The 17,080-nt window shown below is 61.2% G+C and carries 14 protein-coding genes; 6 read left to right on the top strand and 8 right to left on the bottom strand.

Features of this window, described 5'->3' with window-relative positions; all coding sequences use genetic code 11:
* Window positions 1-232 precede the first annotated feature (232 nt).
* Window positions 233-532, top strand: a complete 300-nt coding sequence (locus ACYAR8_RS13170; protein ID WP_074885169.1) for a PilZ domain-containing protein — start codon at window positions 233-235, stop codon at window positions 530-532.
* Between the two features lie 97 nt (window positions 533-629).
* On the opposite strand, the gene ACYAR8_RS13165 is transcribed toward ACYAR8_RS13170, so the two are convergent.
* On the bottom strand, window positions 630-1,331 hold the full coding sequence (locus ACYAR8_RS13165; RefSeq protein ID WP_074885172.1) for an MlaA family lipoprotein: 702 nt from the start codon (window positions 1,329-1,331) through the stop codon (window positions 630-632).
* A gap of 201 nt (window positions 1,332-1,532) precedes the next feature.
* On the opposite strand from ACYAR8_RS13165, the gene ACYAR8_RS13160 reads away from it, so the two are divergent.
* Together ACYAR8_RS13160 and ACYAR8_RS13155 are read left to right on the top strand one after the other, a co-directional pair.
* Entirely contained in the window at window positions 1,533-2,168 is a 636-nt protein-coding gene (locus ACYAR8_RS13160) for an HAD family phosphatase (protein WP_463580107.1), read from the top strand.
* 110 nt (window positions 2,169-2,278) lie between these two features.
* Window positions 2,279-2,542 carry a DUF4404 family protein gene (locus ACYAR8_RS13155; RefSeq protein WP_074885178.1) on the top strand — a complete coding sequence of 88 codons (264 nt, stop codon included), beginning with the start codon at window positions 2,279-2,281 and terminating at the stop codon, window positions 2,540-2,542.
* Window positions 2,543-2,738: 196 nt separating this feature from the next.
* Here the strand turns inward: ACYAR8_RS13155 and queF are convergent, their stop codons facing one another.
* From queF to ACYAR8_RS13130, 5 genes are all read right to left on the bottom strand, one after another.
* On the bottom strand, window positions 2,739-3,569 hold the full coding sequence (gene queF, locus ACYAR8_RS13150) for an NADPH-dependent 7-cyano-7-deazaguanine reductase QueF (protein ID WP_463580106.1): 831 nt from the start codon (window positions 3,567-3,569) through the stop codon (window positions 2,739-2,741).
* An 81-nt stretch (window positions 3,570-3,650) separates the two neighbouring features.
* Entirely contained in the window at window positions 3,651-4,199 is a 549-nt protein-coding gene (gene copI, locus ACYAR8_RS13145; RefSeq protein WP_463580105.1) for a copper-resistant cuproprotein CopI, read from the bottom strand.
* A gap of 9 nt (window positions 4,200-4,208) precedes the next feature.
* On the bottom strand, window positions 4,209-5,453 hold the full coding sequence (locus ACYAR8_RS13140; protein ID WP_463580104.1) for a lipoprotein-releasing ABC transporter permease subunit: 1,245 nt from the start codon (window positions 5,451-5,453) through the stop codon (window positions 4,209-4,211).
* Between the two features lie 68 nt (window positions 5,454-5,521).
* The gene (lolD, locus tag ACYAR8_RS13135) at window positions 5,522-6,205 is read right to left on the bottom strand and encodes a lipoprotein-releasing ABC transporter ATP-binding protein LolD (RefSeq protein ID WP_265389248.1); all 684 of its coding nucleotides are present in this window, start codon (window positions 6,203-6,205) and stop codon (window positions 5,522-5,524) included.
* A gap of 7 nt (window positions 6,206-6,212) precedes the next feature.
* On the bottom strand, window positions 6,213-7,463 hold the full coding sequence (locus tag ACYAR8_RS13130) for a lipoprotein-releasing ABC transporter permease subunit (protein ID WP_108119677.1): 1,251 nt from the start codon (window positions 7,461-7,463) through the stop codon (window positions 6,213-6,215).
* 148 nt (window positions 7,464-7,611) lie between these two features.
* On the opposite strand from ACYAR8_RS13130, the gene ACYAR8_RS13125 reads away from it, so the two are divergent.
* Together ACYAR8_RS13125 and ACYAR8_RS13120 are read left to right on the top strand one after the other, a co-directional pair.
* The gene (locus ACYAR8_RS13125) at window positions 7,612-8,205 is read left to right on the top strand and encodes a PilZ domain-containing protein (RefSeq protein ID WP_074885365.1); all 594 of its coding nucleotides are present in this window, start codon (window positions 7,612-7,614) and stop codon (window positions 8,203-8,205) included.
* 39 nt (window positions 8,206-8,244) lie between these two features.
* Window positions 8,245-8,967 (top strand): glycerophosphodiester phosphodiesterase, encoded by a 723-nt coding sequence (locus tag ACYAR8_RS13120; protein WP_074885189.1) that lies wholly within the window; start codon window positions 8,245-8,247, stop codon window positions 8,965-8,967.
* 42 nt (window positions 8,968-9,009) lie between these two features.
* On the opposite strand, the gene sthA is transcribed toward ACYAR8_RS13120, so the two are convergent.
* Together sthA and ACYAR8_RS13110 are read right to left on the bottom strand one after the other, a co-directional pair.
* Complete coding sequence (gene sthA, locus ACYAR8_RS13115) at window positions 9,010-10,404, bottom strand: Si-specific NAD(P)(+) transhydrogenase (protein ID WP_074885192.1); 1,395 nt, start codon at window positions 10,402-10,404, stop codon at window positions 9,010-9,012.
* A gap of 287 nt (window positions 10,405-10,691) precedes the next feature.
* Entirely contained in the window at window positions 10,692-15,251 is a 4,560-nt protein-coding gene (locus ACYAR8_RS13110; RefSeq protein ID WP_463580103.1) for a dermonecrotic toxin domain-containing protein, read from the bottom strand.
* A gap of 297 nt (window positions 15,252-15,548) precedes the next feature.
* Between ACYAR8_RS13110 and tcuC the strand changes: the two genes are divergently transcribed.
* A complete protein-coding gene (gene tcuC / locus ACYAR8_RS13105; protein ID WP_074885198.1) occupies window positions 15,549-16,841 on the top strand; it encodes an MFS transporter in 1,293 nt (430 codons plus the stop codon).
* The last annotated feature ends 239 nt before the right edge of the window (window positions 16,842-17,080 follow it).

Genomic DNA, 17,080 nt, shown 5'->3' with positions numbered 1-17,080 from the left:
GCGGCTGGTTGCAGTCAGCCCGCGTACTGGATTCGCTTCTAGCCTCTCTGGCTCAGGTAGCGGACTTTTGGTCAAACGCTTCACATGACAGAGCTGCCCTTCAAGGCGCAGACGGTACTCCCATCCGCCTGGCGTTTCAAGCATGGCCCGGCTGCCGAGCGGCGTCTTTACATCGCAAATCACCCGGAGTTATAAGAACCGTTAAATCAGCAATCAAATCAAAGGATGTGACATGGGCCAGCTCGATCGCGATTACGAAGAAAAACGGGATTACATCCGCATGCGTGTGGATGCGGACATCAGCCTGATCTACGCCGGCCAGATTATCCCGGCGGTCTGCGTGGATTTATCCAGCTCCGGCATGCAAATACAGGCGCCCCGCTCGTTTCAGGTGGGCGACAAGATCAGCGTGACCATCGATTCCGAGCACGCTGCGCTCAAGGGCCTGGAGGCCGATACCGAGGTGGTCTGGATTGCGGACATGGACGGCGGCGAGCAGAAACTGGGCCTGACAATCCTGGCAATGAAGTGACGGCAGCGCGGAACTCCGTCACATTTTCGAAAAAGAGTGAAAATAAAAAGGCGACCATCTGGTCGCCTTTTTAGCATCGTTTTGCAGACCGGATGGATCAGAAATCGTCGACAACTTTGCCGTCTTTGACCTTGAACTCGCGGTTCTGCAAGTAAGCGTTGCGGATGAAGATGTACTTGTCGCCATTGATCAGCTTTTCAGCCGACAGCAGGCTGGCGCGGGTATCGACCAGGCTCACGCCCAGCGCGGTGTTGCGCGTCGGCACGTGGTCGATGTAGCGCCACGGCTGGGTGTAGGTGTCAGGGTATTTGGCGAATGCGTCACGCACGGTGCTAGGACCGAACAAGGGCAGCATCACGAACGGACCGCTGGCAACGCCCCAGTGACCAAGGGTCTGACCGAAGTCTTCATCGTTGCGCTGCAGGCCCATTTTGGTGCCGACGTCGAAGAAGCCGAGCAGGCCGAACGTGGTGTTGAAGATCAGGCGAGCGGTGTCGACGCCGGCCGCTGCGGGCTTGGCCTGCAGCACGTCGTTGGCAAAGTTGGTCACTTCGCCAACGTTTTTGAACATGTTGTGGATGCCGTCTTCAAGAAACTGCGGCGTGATGAACTCATAGCCCTGGGCGATGGGTTTTAGCGCGTAGGTGTCGACGGTGTCGTTGAAACGGAAAATTGCACGGTTAACGCCTTCCCACGGATCTTCTTCCGCGGCGTTTGCAGCCATCGGCGCCACGGCCAGGCTGGCCCACACGCACGTTCGAACCAGACGATTGATAAAGCCAGCACCGTTCTCGGGCATAGCTGAGACTCCCAGTCAAAGTAATGAAGCGGGCGCTACGCCCCAAACCAAAAGCGAGAGTATAAAGACTTCTGTGACTATTTACGTCGCCGAAATGGTCGGCGTTTTGTAGGGCAATAAACATCCCGGATCACTGTCATCGTTCGGTCATCGATTTGTCATGGCAATCCCTTAGCGTCAACGGCTTTGAGAGGGAATGCCATGCTCGCCCCGGTTGCCGTCGCTGCTCCGTCGTTCACCGCTGTATTGTTCGGACTCAGCGGATGCCTCGTCGACTTCGGCGCCCAGACGCGCACACTGCTGGCCAGCGACGGCAAGTCTCTCCGTTCCCAGGATGCTCAACCCTTTGCAGCACTGGCTCCCGGCGCGATCAACGCACTGAAGCATCTCAAGCAGCACGGCATCCCTTGCGCCTGGATCGATGAATACCCCTCCTCCATCACCGATCAGCTGTCTGCGCCACTGAACACCATGATTTTGCCCACACCTACACCGACCAACCGCTGGCCTGCACCCGATGCGTGCTGGCAGGCGCTGATGACCCTTGGCGTTAATCAACTGGACGGCTGCGTGCTGGTCAGCGGCGATCCGCGCCTGCTCATGGCCGGAATGAATGCCGGGCTGTGGACGGTCGGGCTGGCGTCCTGTGGGCCGCTGTGCGGCTTGTCACCCGAACAATGGGAGGCGTTGAGCGATCTGGATCGCGAGCGCCGTCGGGGCCGAGCCACCCTTGAGCTGTATGCGGCCGGCGCACATTCAGTCATCGATCACTTGGGCGAGCTTGAGTCGTGTCTGGCGGATATCGCGCTACGCCGGAAGAAGTTGGAAAAGCCTTGATGTGACGGGCGTCATGCACAGCGGGCTGGAGTGGATTAGTCTAAGGCGGTCAGGACCTTTGCTTGCGCATTGCGGTCCATCGTGAGACCCATCACATTAAGGAAGACCCCATGTCCGTCAGTGACTTGCAACTACAACTCAACACTTTGCGCGAGCAACTTGAGCAGAATCCACAGCTGACTCTGGAGGAGCGCGGGAATCTGACCGAGGTCATGGAGCAGATCCAGGCCCAGATCGAACTCGAGACGGTCTCCCAGGACCCGAGCATTTCCGACGGCGTCAATCTGGCCGTCGAGCGATTTGAAGTCGACCACCCCACCATCGCCGGCACCTTGCGCAATGTGCTGGTCACGCTCGGCAGCATGGGGATCTGATTCAGGCGTCCGCTGGCCCACCTCATTGAAGCAGGCCGGCTCCTACGGGTTGTGTGTGCGCTGAAGATTGCCTGCGTTGCCGAGAGCCACTGTAGGAGCGCGCTTGCCCGCGAATGCGGTGGGTCAGTCGACATCTTCGTTTCAGACCCACCGCGTTCGCCAGCAAGCCAGCTCCTGCACATGGCGCATCCTTGCTTCACTGCCGTGCGAGACGCCCGTTCTCAAGCGTCAGTGTTTCCGTGCTGCGGTACGGATTAATGTCCAGCCCGCCGCGGCGCACGTAGCGCGCATACACCGTCAGTTTCTCCGGCTTCAGCAAACGCTGCAGGTCCATGAAAATGCGTTCCACGCAATGCTCGTGGAAATCCGAATGCTGGCGGAAGCTGACGATGTACGCCAGAAAACTTGCGTGATCCAGCGCCGCGCCACGGTACTCCACCGCTACGCTGCCCCAGTCCGGCTGGCTGGTCACCGGGCAGTTGGATTTGAGCAGATGGCTGTGCAGCGCATCGTCCACCACTCGCGACTCATCGCAGCGCAGCAGTTCGGGTTGAGGGCGGTCGTAGCTTGAAATGCTCACGTCGAGGTCATCCACGCACACGCCCGGTACCGCGACGATACCTTCGGCCTCGATGTCCCTCAGGCTGCGAATGCGCACCCCAACCGCCTTGCCCGCAGCGGTCGACAGGTCTTTCTCCAGCGTGGCAATCAGCTCGGCCTCAGACGCAAACGCGGTCTGATTGAGCGAGTTCAGGTAGAGCTTGAACGATTTGGATTCGATGATATTGGCCGAGTCCGCCGGAATGCTGAACTCACCGATGGCCACCACGGGCTTGCCCGACGGCAGCAGCCACGACAGCTCATAACAATTCCAGAAATCGACACCCTGGTAAGGCAGCGTCTCGGCGGTCAGACCCAGTTCCGCCCACTTGGCAGCGCGTGGAATCGGGAATAGCAGAGACGGGGTGTACGTAGCGATGTATTCGCTGGACTTGCCCAGCGGCGAGTGTTCGGCTGCGGGATGCATGGCGGGACCTGAACCTGAAAAAAGCGGCTGTTAAAAACCAAGGCCGCGAAGTTTATCGGGTTCAGCCCGGGTTTTCAGCGTTTACTGACTGATCGCCACCTTGCCGACCATGCCCGCCTGGTAATGCCCGGGAATATTGCAAGCGAACTCAAGGCCAGTGGCGTCAGCGAACGTCCAGGTCAGTTCGGCGGTTCTACCCGGTTCCACCAGCACGCTGTTGGGATCGTCGTGCTTCATGCCCCCGGCGCCATGCTCCGTGGCTTGCTCCCCGCCGTGGGCCATCCCGTGATCCATGCCGGCCATATCGTGCTTCATGCCAGTCGGGGTGAGCATGCCGCTGGCCGTCATTTTCAGCATTTCCTGCTGGTGCGCCGCATGCATCGCCGCATCACCGAGGTTGAACTCATGCAGCAACCGGCCCTTGTTGACCAGCACGAACCGCACGGTTTCGCCCTTTTTCACGTCCAGCGATTTTGGCTCGAAGTAGATATCACCCAGCGTCACTTCAACCGTACGGGTTGCCTGGGCAGCACCGGCCGGGTGACCGAACGCGAAATGCTCGCCGGGTGACGCCTGCGCCGAGAGGCTTGAGCCCAGCAGGAGGGCAATAGCGATATGACGGAACAACATGGGCCTCTCCTACTCGTAGCGCAGGGCGTGGGCCGGCTGGATCTGCGCGGCGCGGTAGGCAGGGTAGATTGTTGCCAGAAAGCTGAGGATGAACCCGGCACTGCAGATCAGCGCCACATCACTGCCCTCGAGTTTCGACGGAAGATTGCTGATGAAGTAAACATCCGACGTGAAGATGTGCTGGCCCGTCACCCGCTCGACCCAGCCAACGATCTGGCTGACGTTGATCGCGGCGATCACACCCAGCACGCCGCCGATGACAGTGCCGACGATGCCGATGACGGTGCCCTGCACCATGAAAATGGACATAATCTGCCCAGGAGTGGCGCCAATGGTGCGCAGGATCGCGATGTCGGCACCCTTGTCGTTCACCACCATGATCAGCGTGGCGATGATGTTGAAGGCCGCCACAGCGACGATCATCAGCAACAGCAGACCGATCATGGTCTTTTCCATCTTCATGGCGCTGAACAGGCTGCCCTGGCTGTGGGTCCAGTCATCGGCCTTGTAATCCGCACCGAGCCCTGCGGCAATCGCCGTTGACACCTGGGGCGCGGCGTACAGATCGGTCAGCGCCAGGCGCACGCCTTGTACCTGATTAGGCTGCCAGCGCTGGATAACCGCGGCATCCGCGACGTTGACCAGCGCCATGGAACCGTCCAGTTCAGCGCCGACCTTGAACACGCCCACCACCGTCAAACGCTGCAAGCGCGGAGTAATGCCACCTGGGGCGCTGCTGATTTCCGGGACGATCAGCGTCAGTTTGTCGCCGACGTTCAGACGAAAGCGCCGGGCCGTGATCTCGCCGATCACCACACCAAACTCGCCCGCTTTCAAGTCCTGCAACCGGCCCTGCACAATGTGCTGGGTGACGATGGAGACCTTGGATTCCAGTGCCGGGTCGACGCCGTTGATTTGAATCGGCTGCATCGAGCCCTTGTACGACAGCATGCCGTCCATTTCAGTGAACGGCACGGCGGCCGTCACTTGCGGATCCTTTAACGATGCTTTGGCAGCCGGCTGCCAGTCGTTCAGGGGCTTCACGCCGGAGATCACCGCGTGGGGGACCATGCCGAGGATCCGCGAACTCATTTCCTGCTGGAAACCGTTCATCACGGACAGCACCACGATCATCGCCAGCACACCCAGCGCCAGCCCGATCATCGAGGTCATGGAAATGAACGAGATGAAGTGGTTGCGACGCTTGGCCCGCGTGTAGCGCGTACCGATAAAGATGGATAACGGTCTGAACATTCGTGGAGCACCGTAACTAAGCAGCTGAAAGTAAAAAGCCGATGCCCGGAAGGCATCGGGTGTGCGGGTCAGGCTTCGACCAGACGACCATCTTCAAGACGCCACACGCGGTCCATCTGCCGGGCCAGCGTCATGTCGTGGGTCACCACCAGAAACGCGGTGCGTGACGACGTGCTGAGTTCCAGCATCAGGTCCTGAATGCCTTGTGCGGTGTGCGAATCGAGGTTGCCGGTGGGCTCGTCGAGCATGACCAGCCCCGGCTGGTTGACCAACGCGCGGGCAATGGCCACCCGTTGACGTTCGCCGCCGGACAACTCCGACGGCTTGTGCGCCAGTCGATGCTTGAGCCCCACCCGCTCCAGCAGCGCGGTGGCACGCTGACGCGCTTCCGGAATCGGCGTCTTGCCGATCAGCAGCGGCATGCAAACGTTTTCCAGCGCGGTGAACTCGGCCAGCAAGTGGTGGAACTGATAGACGAAGCCCAGGGCACGATTGCGCAGCAGGCCGCGGGCTTTCTCGTTCAGCGCCGAAAGCTCTTCGCCCGCCAGCCAGACACTGCCTTCGGTGGGCGTGTCGAGGCCGCCGAGCAAGTTGAGCAAGGTACTTTTGCCCGACCCCGAACTGCCGACGATCGCCACGCGCTCGCCCGGGTGCAACTCCAGTTGCAGGCCCGACAGGACAACGACCGATTCCGGACCTTCCTCGTAGGATTTGCCCAGGTTGCGGCAGCTCAGTACAGCTTTATCACTCATGCCCGACTCACTCATAACGTAGCGCCTCCGCCGGCTGGGTGCGCGCAGCGCGCCAGGCTGGATACAGGGTGGCGAGGAAACTCAGGACCAGCGCCGCGCCGCATACCAGCAGCACGTCCTGGGCCATCAATTGCGAAGGCAGATAGTCGATGAAGTAGACATCCGCATTGAGAAACTTGTGGCCGATCAGGCCTTCCAGCGCCGAAATCGCCGAACTGACGTTGAGCGCCGCGAGAATCCCGACACCGGCGCCGATCAATGTTCCGACCACGCCGATAACAGTGCCCTGGACCATGAAGATGGCCATGATCTGGCCCGGCGTCGCGCCCAGCGTGCGTAGAATCGCGATGTCACCGCGCTTGTCGTTGACCACCATGACCAGCGTGGAAATGATATTGAACGCCGCGACCGCCACAATCAGCAACAGCAGCAGGCCGATGATGGATTTCTCCATGCCGATCGCCTGATACAGGTTGCCGTGGGTGCGGGTCCAGTCGCGGGAGTAATACTGATGCTCGCCGAGATTCTGGGCGATTTCGTACGCCGTGCGCGGCGCTTTGAACAGATCGGTGAACTTCAGGCGCAAACCCTGCACCTGGTCAGGCTTCCAGCGGTGCAGCCGCGCCAGATCCTGCAGATTGGTGACGCCCAGGTAGCCGTCCAGCTCGCCGGCGCCGACATGAAAGATGCCGACCACGGTGAAGCGCTTCATGCGCGGGAACATGCCGGCCGGGGTCACGGTGACTTCAGGGGACACGAAGGTGACTTTGTCGCCCATGCCGACACCGAGCTTGGTCGCGGCCTTGTCGCCGATCACCACGCCGAAGCCACCCGCGACCAGATCGTCGAGGCTGCCCTGCTTCATGAAGCCATCGATGATCGACACCTTGCGCTCCTGCGCCGGGTCGATGGCGTTGAGCAGGATCTTCTGCACGTTGCCGTTGTTGGTCAGCAGGCCTTGCATCTGGGTGAATGGCGCAACGGCTTCGACCTGTTTGTTCTGTTTGACGCGGGCGGCCAGGGCCTGCCAGTCATTGATCGGCTCGCCGGACTCGATGGTGGCGTGGGGCACCATGCCGAGCACGCGGGTGCGCATCTCATGGTCGAAGCCATTCATGACCGAAAGCACGACGATCATCACGACCACGCCCAGGGCGAGGCCGATCATCGACGTCAGGGAAATGAAGGAGACAAAATGATTACGGCGTTTTGCACGGGTGTAGCGCGTGCCGATGAATACAAAAAGAGGTCTGAACATTTAGGGGCTTGTTCGGAGGAATGGGAACGTCCTTGTGGCGGGCCTGGGCAAGCGGCTTTACACTCGAATCACCGCCGAATCATGCTCGGAAAGCTGAGCTATGATTTTGAGCAATCACTCTGACAACCGCCGCTACCATGGGTTCGCCATGCCGACACTAGATGAAGAAGAACGCCGCGAATACTACCGTATCGAGGACAGCGTCGCACTGGAAATTAACCGCATCGCCGGCCCCGGCACGGGAGATGATCCTGGCCATCACGACACTTCCACGCTCTTCGATCTGCTGAGCGAATTGCACGTCGCCGAGTTCGAATCCCAGCACCTGCTGCGCCAGCTGGATGACCGCGACCGCACCACCAACAGCTTCCTGCGGGCCATGAGCAAGCGCATCGACCTGCTTGGCCAAGTGGTTGCGCACACTGCGCTGGGCAGGCTGGGCGCCCCGCAGCGCGTGATCATGTCCGAGGGCGGCCTGCAATTCGAGACCCCTCAACCCTTCCCGCCCGGCACCTTGTTGTCGGTGAAAATGGTGCTGATGCCCCAGGCTTCAGGGATGCTGCTGCGCGCCCGGGTCACGCAATGCCATGCCTTGACGGTGGGTGACTTTGACGTGGGCATGGAGTGGATCGACCTTACCGACGCCCAACGCCAACTGCTTGCCCGACACATCCTGCAACGACAAGCCGCACAGCGACGCCTGGCCCGCGAGCAGACCGATCCCGATGTAAATCAGAACTGAGCCCGACTTATCCAGCGCTATGCGTACCAAGGAGTGATTGTGACCATTATTTACGGCCACCGCGGCGCCAAGGGCGAAGCACCGGAAAACACCCTGACCAGCTTTCAGGAATGTTTCAAACACGGCGTCAAACGCTGCGAACTGGATCTGCATCTGTCCCGCGACGGCGAGCTGATGGTGATCCACGATCCGACGCTCAAACGCACCACCGACCGTCGCGGCAAGGTCGTCGAACACGATGCCGCCGACCTGGTGACTTACGACGCGCGCAAGGGCGGCCCTGGTTGGGTGCAGCCCTGCCCCATTCCTCGCCTGGAAGAGCTGTTTGAAAAATGCCCCTTCGATCACTGGCAGCTTGAAGTCAAAAGCGCGTCACGCACCCGCGCGGCGACGACCGTGCTGGCCATCCGCGAAATGGCTCAGCGCCACGGACTGCTGGATAAAGTGACGATCACGTCGAGCTCTCGGGAAGTGCTGCGTGCAGCCCTGGAGCTGACGCCAGACATTTCACGCGGTCTGGTGGCCGAATACGCCTGGCTTGACCCGCTGAAAGTGGCTCAAGGGTATGGCTGCGAGATACTCGCGCTGAACTGGACGCTGTGCACGCCAGAGCGCCTGAAGAAAGCCCAGAATCAGGGCCTGCATGTGTCGGTCTGGACGGTCAATGAGCCCGCGCTCATGCGCAGGCTCGCTGACTTCGGCGTTGACAGCCTGATTACAGACTTTCCCGGTTTGGCCAGCGCCACCCTTGGGAAGTACTGAAATCGGTCTCCCCGGCCGGCTCAGGCCACCGGCCGGAGCCGCTCAAAAAAGCCGGTTGAGGCCGTCGTATGCGGCTACCCGATAGGCCTCGGCCATGGTCGGGTAGTTGAACGTGGTGTTGACGAAGTACTTGAGGGTGTTCGCCTCGCCCGGCTGATTCATGATCGCCTGACCGATGTGCACGATCTCCGATGCCTGGTCGCCGAAGCAGTGCACCCCAAGGATCTGCAGGGTTTCCCGGTGGAACAGGATTTTCAGCATGCCGACCGGCTCGTTGGAAATCTGCGCACGGGCCATGCTCTTGAAGAACGCCTTGCCCACTTCGTACGGTACTTTTGCGATGGTCAGGTCATGCTCGTTCTGACCGATCGAGCTGATCTCGGGGATGGTGTAGATCCCGGTCGGCACGTCGTTGACGAAGCGCCATGCGCCGTTGTCGACCGCGCTGCCCGACGCCGAACGACCCTGGTCATAAGCCGCGCTCGCCAGACTCGGCCAGCCGATCACGTCGCCGGCGCCATAAATGTTCGGCTGGCTGGTGCGGTAGGCTTCATCGACATCGATCTGCCCGCGACCGTTGGCCTTGATGCCGACGTTCTCCAGACCCAGCTTGTCAGTGTTGCCGGTACGGCCGTTACACCACAGCAAGGCGTCCGCCTTGACCTTCTTGCCGGACTTGAGGTGCAGGATCACACCGTTGTCCAGCCCTTCAACACGCTCGTATTCCTCGTTGTGGCGAACCATCACGTTGTTGTTGCTGAAGTGATAGCTCAGGCCCCGGGAGATTTCCGAGTCAAGGAAGCTCAGCAACTGGTCACGGTTGTCGATCAGTTCGATCTCGACCCCCAGGCCGCTGAAAATCGACGCGTATTCGCAGCCGATAACCCCGGCGCCGTAAATGATCAGTTTGCGCGGGGTGTGACCGAGGCTGAGGATGGTGTCGCTGTCATAGATGCGCTTGTGGGAAAAGTCGATATCGGCCGGGCGATAAGGCCGCGAGCCGGTGGCGATGATGATCTGGTTGGCGACCAGTTTTTCCACGATTCCGGTGTTGCACACCACATCAATACTGCGCTCATCGGCAAAGCTGCCGGTGCCGAAGAACACGTCGACACGATTGCGCGCGTAGTAGCCGGTGCGCGACGCCACTTGCTTGTTGATGACCCTCTCGGCGTTCTTCAACACGTCCGGAAACGAAAACCAGCGCGGCTCGCCAATGGCGCGGAACATCGGGTTGGTGTTGAACTGGATGATCTGCTTGACCGAGTGACGCAGGGCCTTCGACGGGATCGTGCCCAAGTGGGTGCAGTTGCCGCCGACCTGCCGACGGCTGTCGACCATTGCCACCTTGCGCCCGGCCTTGGCGGCGTTCATCGCCGCGCCTTCACCCGCCGGGCCCGAACCCAACACCACCACGTCATAGTTGTAGACAGCCATGCGTACTCCTCAGAACTGGCCGAGGCACCACTCTGGTGCCTCCGGCTGAATCATGCCGCCGCGGGCAGCATGAAGGATCGAAACTCGCGGCGCAGTCTAGTCTCATCGAAGGGAAACGACCATTAACCCTTGGTCGTGCCCCTCGGCAGATTTGACTGCAACGCCGCAGGTCGAGTGCTGGAAACCTGACTCGGCTGCGCAATTGCTGCGGATGATAAATCCCTTGGGTGACGAATCCAAAAAAATCGCACCGCCCGGGCATCTGCTTCCGCAACAGCTCAAGAAGTTTACTCAGCCAGATGCAGGAACAAGCGCTGCGCCAGCTCTTTGCCAATGGTGCTGCGATAAATGCTCACCACTTCTTTGTTGTCCCTGGCAGCCTTGAGCAGAGCCCGGTAACCCAACAGACGCTGCTCGGGAAGCTTCAGATGTGCCGCGGTGAACGCATCGGCGGCGGCGTCCTCGCTGGCGTAGTGAAAATGCGCCCACCACAGCAGGTGGTCGTCCTTGTCGCGAATCGCATATTCCTGAACGAAATCGTTACGGCGGGCGCCCGACATGTTTTTCCGTCCGTCATAACGGGAGATGTTCACCTCTCGCTGCCGGTCCAGATAGCTAATGCGACTGGCCGTCGGCGGTTGACGCTTGATCATCTCGATGCGCAGTTGACGGCCTTGCTCACGGAGCCGGGCCTCCCCCGCCCGCAGTTCCGCGAGCAGCTCTTCCGGCGCTTGAGCACTGCTCTCGCCTGCGTGGGGTTCGTTCCCATAGACCTGCAGCTTCTGCGCAATCTCTCGAAGCTTGTCGGCTTTTTGCCCAAGAATGTCTTCCATGTCCTCGGGCTCGTTGGCGCGCCGCGATTGGCGTATGGCACTGGCGATGTCCGGTTCAACACGTTCCAACAGAGCCTGTGAGCGCCGCACAAGCTCGGTCAGCGGCACAATACTGTCTCGACTGACAGGCTTGGGTCGCTGCGCCTCCAGCTCGACCCATTCGCCTTCGGCTTGCTGGTGATACGCGCCGATGACACGGTCACCGGTGGCGGCCTTGACTTCGACGACCTCTCCCAGTGCAGGCTCATCACCCTCGCGCAGGCGACCGATCAACGTGCGCTGGCCTTGGGTCTTGATCACACGCTTGCGCGCCTGCTTCACCCTGGGGACATACTCGGGCAGTGTCTCTGCGGGCTCCTCGCTCTCGCGAATGAGATCCGAAAGCCGGTGCTCGGCGCGATCGGAAATGGCTGACAGATCATCGAAGAACCGCTGGAAATGTTCGGTGATCATGGTCTCCGGCTCGCTTTCAAAAGCAGCAAGCGCAACCATCGACGCGCGGTCGTACTCGCGCAACGAACTTTCCAGCACGCAGATCTGCTCGGCGATCGGATAATCGTGCGGCTTCTCCAGTTCGGCCTGGGAGGTCAGCGCCCCGTGCAGGTCGTCGTCGTTGAGCAGGCGCTTGAAGGTGACCGCCTTATGCCCATCGATGATGGTTTCGGGCTTGAAGCACAACTCGAGGGACGACCACATACGGCTGGCCCGCCAGTCAATCACGGCAAACATGCGGTTGTTGTAGAACTCCAGCGCTTCAGTGCGCCAATAGCCTTCGCCGACTTTCGGAACGGCCCGCAGCCTGTGCCACAGGCCTTCCCTGACCAGTGACCATTTCACGCCGATCTCCTGCAGCACCAGCGACTTCTCGAACAGCGCCAGATAAAGCCCGACATTGTCGGCGGTGACCAGGTTCGCCAAAGCACGCATTTGCGCCAGGTCTGCCTTGGCCAGGGTCAGCATGTCACTCAACAGCACCCCCTCAAGCAGACAAATGCGCCGCGCAATGCCTTGCAGGTCTTTTGCGTAGACCTTGTCGCTGGTCCGGTCGGCCGGCCTGAGTTGCTGGTCGAGTTCGTTCTTGCGATCAATGATATCGATCACTTCGCGGATGTCGGTCTCCAGTGCTGAAATAACATCCTGATGCTGGTCGATCGGCAGACTGTCGAACCGGTTGTCGTTACTCACGATCCTGGTGTAAAGGTCATGCTGGCGCTTGAGCAGCTCGGCTTTTTGCGCATTGACACGCGTAAGACGGGCGGCGTTTTCCAGGGCCAGTTGCCGAGCGCTGCGTTTCGGGCCGCCCCCCTTGAGGCGCAGGGCGAGGTCCAGGCGCCAGCGCTCGCCGTCCCGAACAAGCCGAGGCCCTGGGCGGTCAACGTGCTGCGGGTCGATGATCAGCACTTCGTCGCCGACGTTTACCCGATAAACCGCGTCTTCCACCTGCGCGTACCAGACGCCGTCCGCCTCATAGAGGCCCCAAGTGTCGGGAGCGCTTGAAGGCTCACGCAGCGCGGGCTTCGGCACGATTTCGAAGGTCTGCAGCGCGGTCCTTTGCCTCATGCTCAGGTTCAGATCGGGCCGCGACCAGGAAAATTCGAGCTGCGCAGGGAGTCTTTCCGGCGCAGTGGAGACCCTGCGTGCGATCTCGGGAGCCGACGTCGGCGACACTGCGAGGAGTTCAGCCAGATTCGGCCGGTCGAACTGCGGCACGTGACGAGGGCGTGGCAGCACACGACTGCCGATCACGTTGTGCAACAGCAGCATCGCCACGGTCAGCAGCATGTTGGCCGTGGACACTGCCCCATCGCTGGCGCGGGCGGCGCTGCCGGCGGACACCTGCGCTTGCGCCTCAGCCATCAGTTGCACCAGCCACAGCGCGGTACCGGCCGTCCCGGAAACGAAGGGCATGACCATGTCCAGCGCCAGCCAGCCGCCACGCTTGAGCAACGTCCAACGGCTCTCGGCATTGGAGGTCGACTGCCTGTTCGCCAGCTCGATCAACGCCGACGCATTGCCTTGGTAAAGCGCCACCAGCGGATCACCGGTCACCTCGTCCGCGGTGAGTTGCGCAGGCGCTGGTGTTTCCAGGGGCGCGAATTCCGAGCCTTGTCCGAAACGCAGAATATGCGGCTGATCGAATCCGCCGTTGGCATACACCCGACGGGCTCGGTCGGTCATCCAGGTCAGCACTTCGTCACTCAGTTCGCCCGGTTCGACGAGGGCGGCGCGCAAGGCCGCCATTGAGCTGAATTCGGTCAGCGATTGCCGCGAAAGCGGTCGATAAAGCACCACCGGACCCTTGGCCGGGTCCTGATCACCGATGACGAACATGTTCGTCACGACATCGGCCGACGCCCCGCTTTCGGCGCGAAATCCCAGCGGGCGCAACGTGGTGTCACGCAGTGCCGGTGGCCGTTGCTCCCGGGGCAGCATGAGCGCGGCGACGAGGCCATACGCCGTGGCGCAGAAATGCGCAGCGCTGCGAATCTTCTGCTCCAAAGCCTCAAGCGGCAATTGAGCGCGCAGTTGATCGATGTAAAGCGCCTGACGCCGGGCTGACTCGCGGGTGTCGCTTATCAGCACACGCTCCACCAGCGCAGGGTAATAGCGCCCGATGTCGACCTGGCACACCAGCAATCTGAGGTAGTCGGCAGTGAACCACCCGGGCATTGGCTTGCCGTCCCGATGCACCACGTGCAAGGCACCGGCCGGCTGGCCCGAAAGATTCTCCAGCGCGAATTCGGCGACGCTCATGCGCATCGGCTCGACAGAGCCGGAGGTGATGACTTCTCCACCGTGTGGTATGGCCACAGCGATTACCTGGCTGATCACCACCTCCAGATCGGCGACCAACACGTCAGTGGCCTCTGGATGGTCGGCCAGCAGTGCTTGCTGCAGTTGCTGGCGCGCGTAGTCCAGCAGCGGTGGCAAGCCCTCGTTGAAGGTCTTGCCGCCGGACCTCGCCTGGGCGCCGGCCAACGCAATCATCCGGCGGCTGAAATCCAGGCGATCGTCGACACTGGCGTTGCGCAGCCACTGCGGAAGCTTTTCCGTGCTTTGCGGGCCGGAAACCAAGTGCACCAGGACGGTCGAGACGTCCGTGCTCGCGGCCACGCGACGTTCCATCTCGGCAAAATCCTGCGCGGTAGCGTGATCCAGGCCGGCCAGGTCCCACAGCTGTTGCTCCAACACGGCGCCGGACAATGCATCGAATATGTCTTCGCCGGGCTCACGGAGCACCCAGTCCACAGGATCATCCGCTGATTCGGGCCTGTCGAAGCTGGACAGGAGATCAGCCAGGGAAGCATGCCTGATGATGACGCCCGGCGACTGCCAGCTGAAAAACACTTCAGCGCCGCGCCATACACCGGTCGCCGCCAGCACGGGCAGGCCGACCTCCTGCAGCGAATCATCAGGCCGGCGATAGGGGATGCAGGCGCGAATGACGTCATCCGGCCAGGTGTTGTCAATGTGCAGCATGAAATCGCGCTGAGTCTTGTCGGCAAAACCTGCAATGCCGCGCAGAAATCCCCGCTCATCTTTCTTCAGGGTCTGACTGTTCGCCACAGCTGTCGAAAAGTCCTGCCTGAGCGCATCGGACAAACGCGCCCAAGGGCTTTGACCGCCTGCCACTGGCGCTCCCCAAAAGGCGACCAGCGCTTTCTGGAACGCCTCGTCCAGCCCCAGTGCGACGGTGTCCACCAGAACGTTCAGTGTGTCGAAATCGATTGGCGTGGCCGGCGCACCCAAAACCTCGGGGTGCAGTACAAGCGTGTGGGCCGCTGACGTCCAGCGCGGGGTCTTGCCGGTCAGAAAAGCCTGCTGAACGTTTCTGAGCAGAGTTTCGGCGCGCTGACCGTCGTCAGGGGTTGTGCGAGTGATGACGGCTGTCCGAGGGTCGATTTGAAGGTCGGGGAAATGCAGTTGCAGCGCGGCGCGCAGTTGAGCAAGGGTTACATCGGCCAACGTTGGACGTCGGGAAAAAACTTCGATCAGGTCAATATTCAGGCGCATATGCCAGTTAACTCGTGCAATTGGATGAGAAACACTCAACGACCCTTAGGGCATTGAGCGCATTTGCGGCGAGTTAAATCGGGAACGGGCCCATCGGTGGGATACATAGATATTGTTTTTACGCGGCCGCAGCGGGAAGTTGGTGGTCAATGCGCAGGGTGTTCTGATTGCCAACCGCCAGCTTTACACATATCGTTACAAAACTGCTGCGCCCTGGGTCAAGCGCGGGCGCCGCAGCAGAGGACGCATAAATACAACGGATCCCCCCAGCTAGACAGCTTAAGTGAGTAATTCCTGATGGCCTCCAACACGGGCAAAGGCAAGGCGATATTTCGCGTTGTCAGCGGCAACTTCCTTGAAATGTTTGACTTCATGGTCTATGGCTTCTACGCCACTGCCATCGCCAAAACCTTCTTCCCTGCCGACAGTGAATTCGCATCGTTGATGCTGTCGCTGGCGACCTTCGGGGCCGGCTTCCTTATGCGCCCGCTGGGTGCAATCTTCCTCGGCGCCTACATCGACCATCACGGCCGGAAAAAAGGCCTGGTCATCACCTTGGCGATGATGGCCATGGGCACGGTGCTGATTGCCTGCGTGCCGGGTTACGCGACCCTGGGCGTTGCCGCACCCATCCTGGTGTTGGTTGGCCGCCTGCTGCAAGGCTTCTCGGCCGGCGTTGAACTGGGCGGTGTCTCGGTGTATCTGGCGGAGATTTCAACGCCAGGCCGCAAGGGTTTCTTCGTCAGCTGGCAGTCGGCTAGCCAACAGGCCGCGGTGGTTTTCGCCGGCCTGCTGGGCGTCGGTCTGAACCATTGGTTGAGCCCGGAAGACATGGGCCAATGGGGCTGGCGTGTGCCGTTCCTGATTGGCTGTCTGATCGTTCCGGCGATCTTCGTGATCCGCCGTTCGCTTGAAGAAACCCCCGAGTTCGAAGCCCGCGCGCAGCATCACCGCCCAAGCCTGGGAGAAGTGGTCAAGTCGATCGGTCAGAACTTCGGCCTTGTCATCGCCGGCATGGCGCTGGTGGTCATGACCACCGTGTCGTTCTACCTGATCACCGCCTACACCCCGACCTTCGGCAAAAACGAGCTGCACCTGTCTGATCTGGACAGCTTGCTGGTGACCGTGTGCGTCGGTATTTCGAACTTCATCTGGCTGCCAGTGATGGGCGCGCTGTCGGACCGGATCGGCCGCAAACCGCTGCTGCTGGCGGCGACCATTCTGGCAATCATCACGGCGTACCCTGCCCTGTCCTGGCTGACCGCCAACCCAAGCTTCGGCAATCTGCTGATGGTCGAGCTGTGGTTGTCGTTCCTGTACGGTTCGTACAACGGCGCGATGGTGGTTTCCCTGACCGAAATCATGCCGGTCGAAGTGCGCACTACCGGCTTCTCCCTGGCCTACAGCCTGGCGACCGCGACGTTCGGCGGCTTCACGCCGGCGGCCTGTACCTACCTGATCCACGTGCTGGACAACAAAGCGGCACCGGGCATCTGGCTGAGCGGCGCTGCGGTGATGGGCCTGATCGCCACGCTGGTGCTGTTCCGCAAGGGTCAGACGCGGATTGAGGGCGTGACGGCGGTGAGCTGATCGCAGAGAGCTGCAAGCTGCAAGCTGCAAGCTGCAAGTAAAAACAAAGACGCCCCGACTGGTTCGGGGCGTCTTTGTTTCGGCAGGGCATCGACGCCAACTGTAGGAGCGGGGGGGGGGGGGGGGGGGGGGGGGGGGGGGGGGGGGGGGGGGGGGGGGGGCGGGGGGCGGGGCGGGGGGGGGGCGGCGGCGCCGCCGCGGGGGGGGCGGCCAGGCCCGGCGATGCGGGCGGGGGGCGG

The sequence above is a fragment of the Pseudomonas sp. HP_01 genome (genome assembly GCF_055284355.1).
This window is presented reverse-complemented; position numbering and strand designations above follow the sequence as displayed.

Coding starts and splice junctions, on each gene's coding strand:
- tcuC (WP_074885198.1), top strand. CDS start 15,549: ATGGCCTCCAACACGGGCAAAGGCAAGGCGATATTTCGCGTTGTCAGC.
- ACYAR8_RS13130 (WP_108119677.1), bottom strand. CDS start 7,463: ATGTTCAGACCTCTTTTTGTATTCATCGGCACGCGCTACACCCGTGCA.
- ACYAR8_RS13110 (WP_463580103.1), bottom strand. CDS start 15,251: ATGCGCCTGAATATTGACCTGATCGAAGTTTTTTCCCGACGTCCAACG.
- ACYAR8_RS13140 (WP_463580104.1), bottom strand. CDS start 5,453: ATGTTCAGACCGTTATCCATCTTTATCGGTACGCGCTACACGCGGGCC.
- lolD (WP_265389248.1), bottom strand. CDS start 6,205: ATGAGTGATAAAGCTGTACTGAGCTGCCGCAACCTGGGCAAATCCTAC.
- queF (WP_463580106.1), bottom strand. CDS start 3,569: ATGCATCCCGCAGCCGAACACTCGCCGCTGGGCAAGTCCAGCGAATAC.
- ACYAR8_RS13155 (WP_074885178.1), top strand. CDS start 2,279: ATGTCCGTCAGTGACTTGCAACTACAACTCAACACTTTGCGCGAGCAA.
- sthA (WP_074885192.1), bottom strand. CDS start 10,404: ATGGCTGTCTACAACTATGACGTGGTGGTGTTGGGTTCGGGCCCGGCG.
- ACYAR8_RS13125 (WP_074885365.1), top strand. CDS start 7,612: ATGCCGACACTAGATGAAGAAGAACGCCGCGAATACTACCGTATCGAG.
- ACYAR8_RS13165 (WP_074885172.1), bottom strand. CDS start 1,331: ATGCCCGAGAACGGTGCTGGCTTTATCAATCGTCTGGTTCGAACGTGC.
- copI (WP_463580105.1), bottom strand. CDS start 4,199: ATGTTGTTCCGTCATATCGCTATTGCCCTCCTGCTGGGCTCAAGCCTC.
- ACYAR8_RS13170 (WP_074885169.1), top strand. CDS start 233: ATGGGCCAGCTCGATCGCGATTACGAAGAAAAACGGGATTACATCCGC.
- ACYAR8_RS13160 (WP_463580107.1), top strand. CDS start 1,533: ATGCTCGCCCCGGTTGCCGTCGCTGCTCCGTCGTTCACCGCTGTATTG.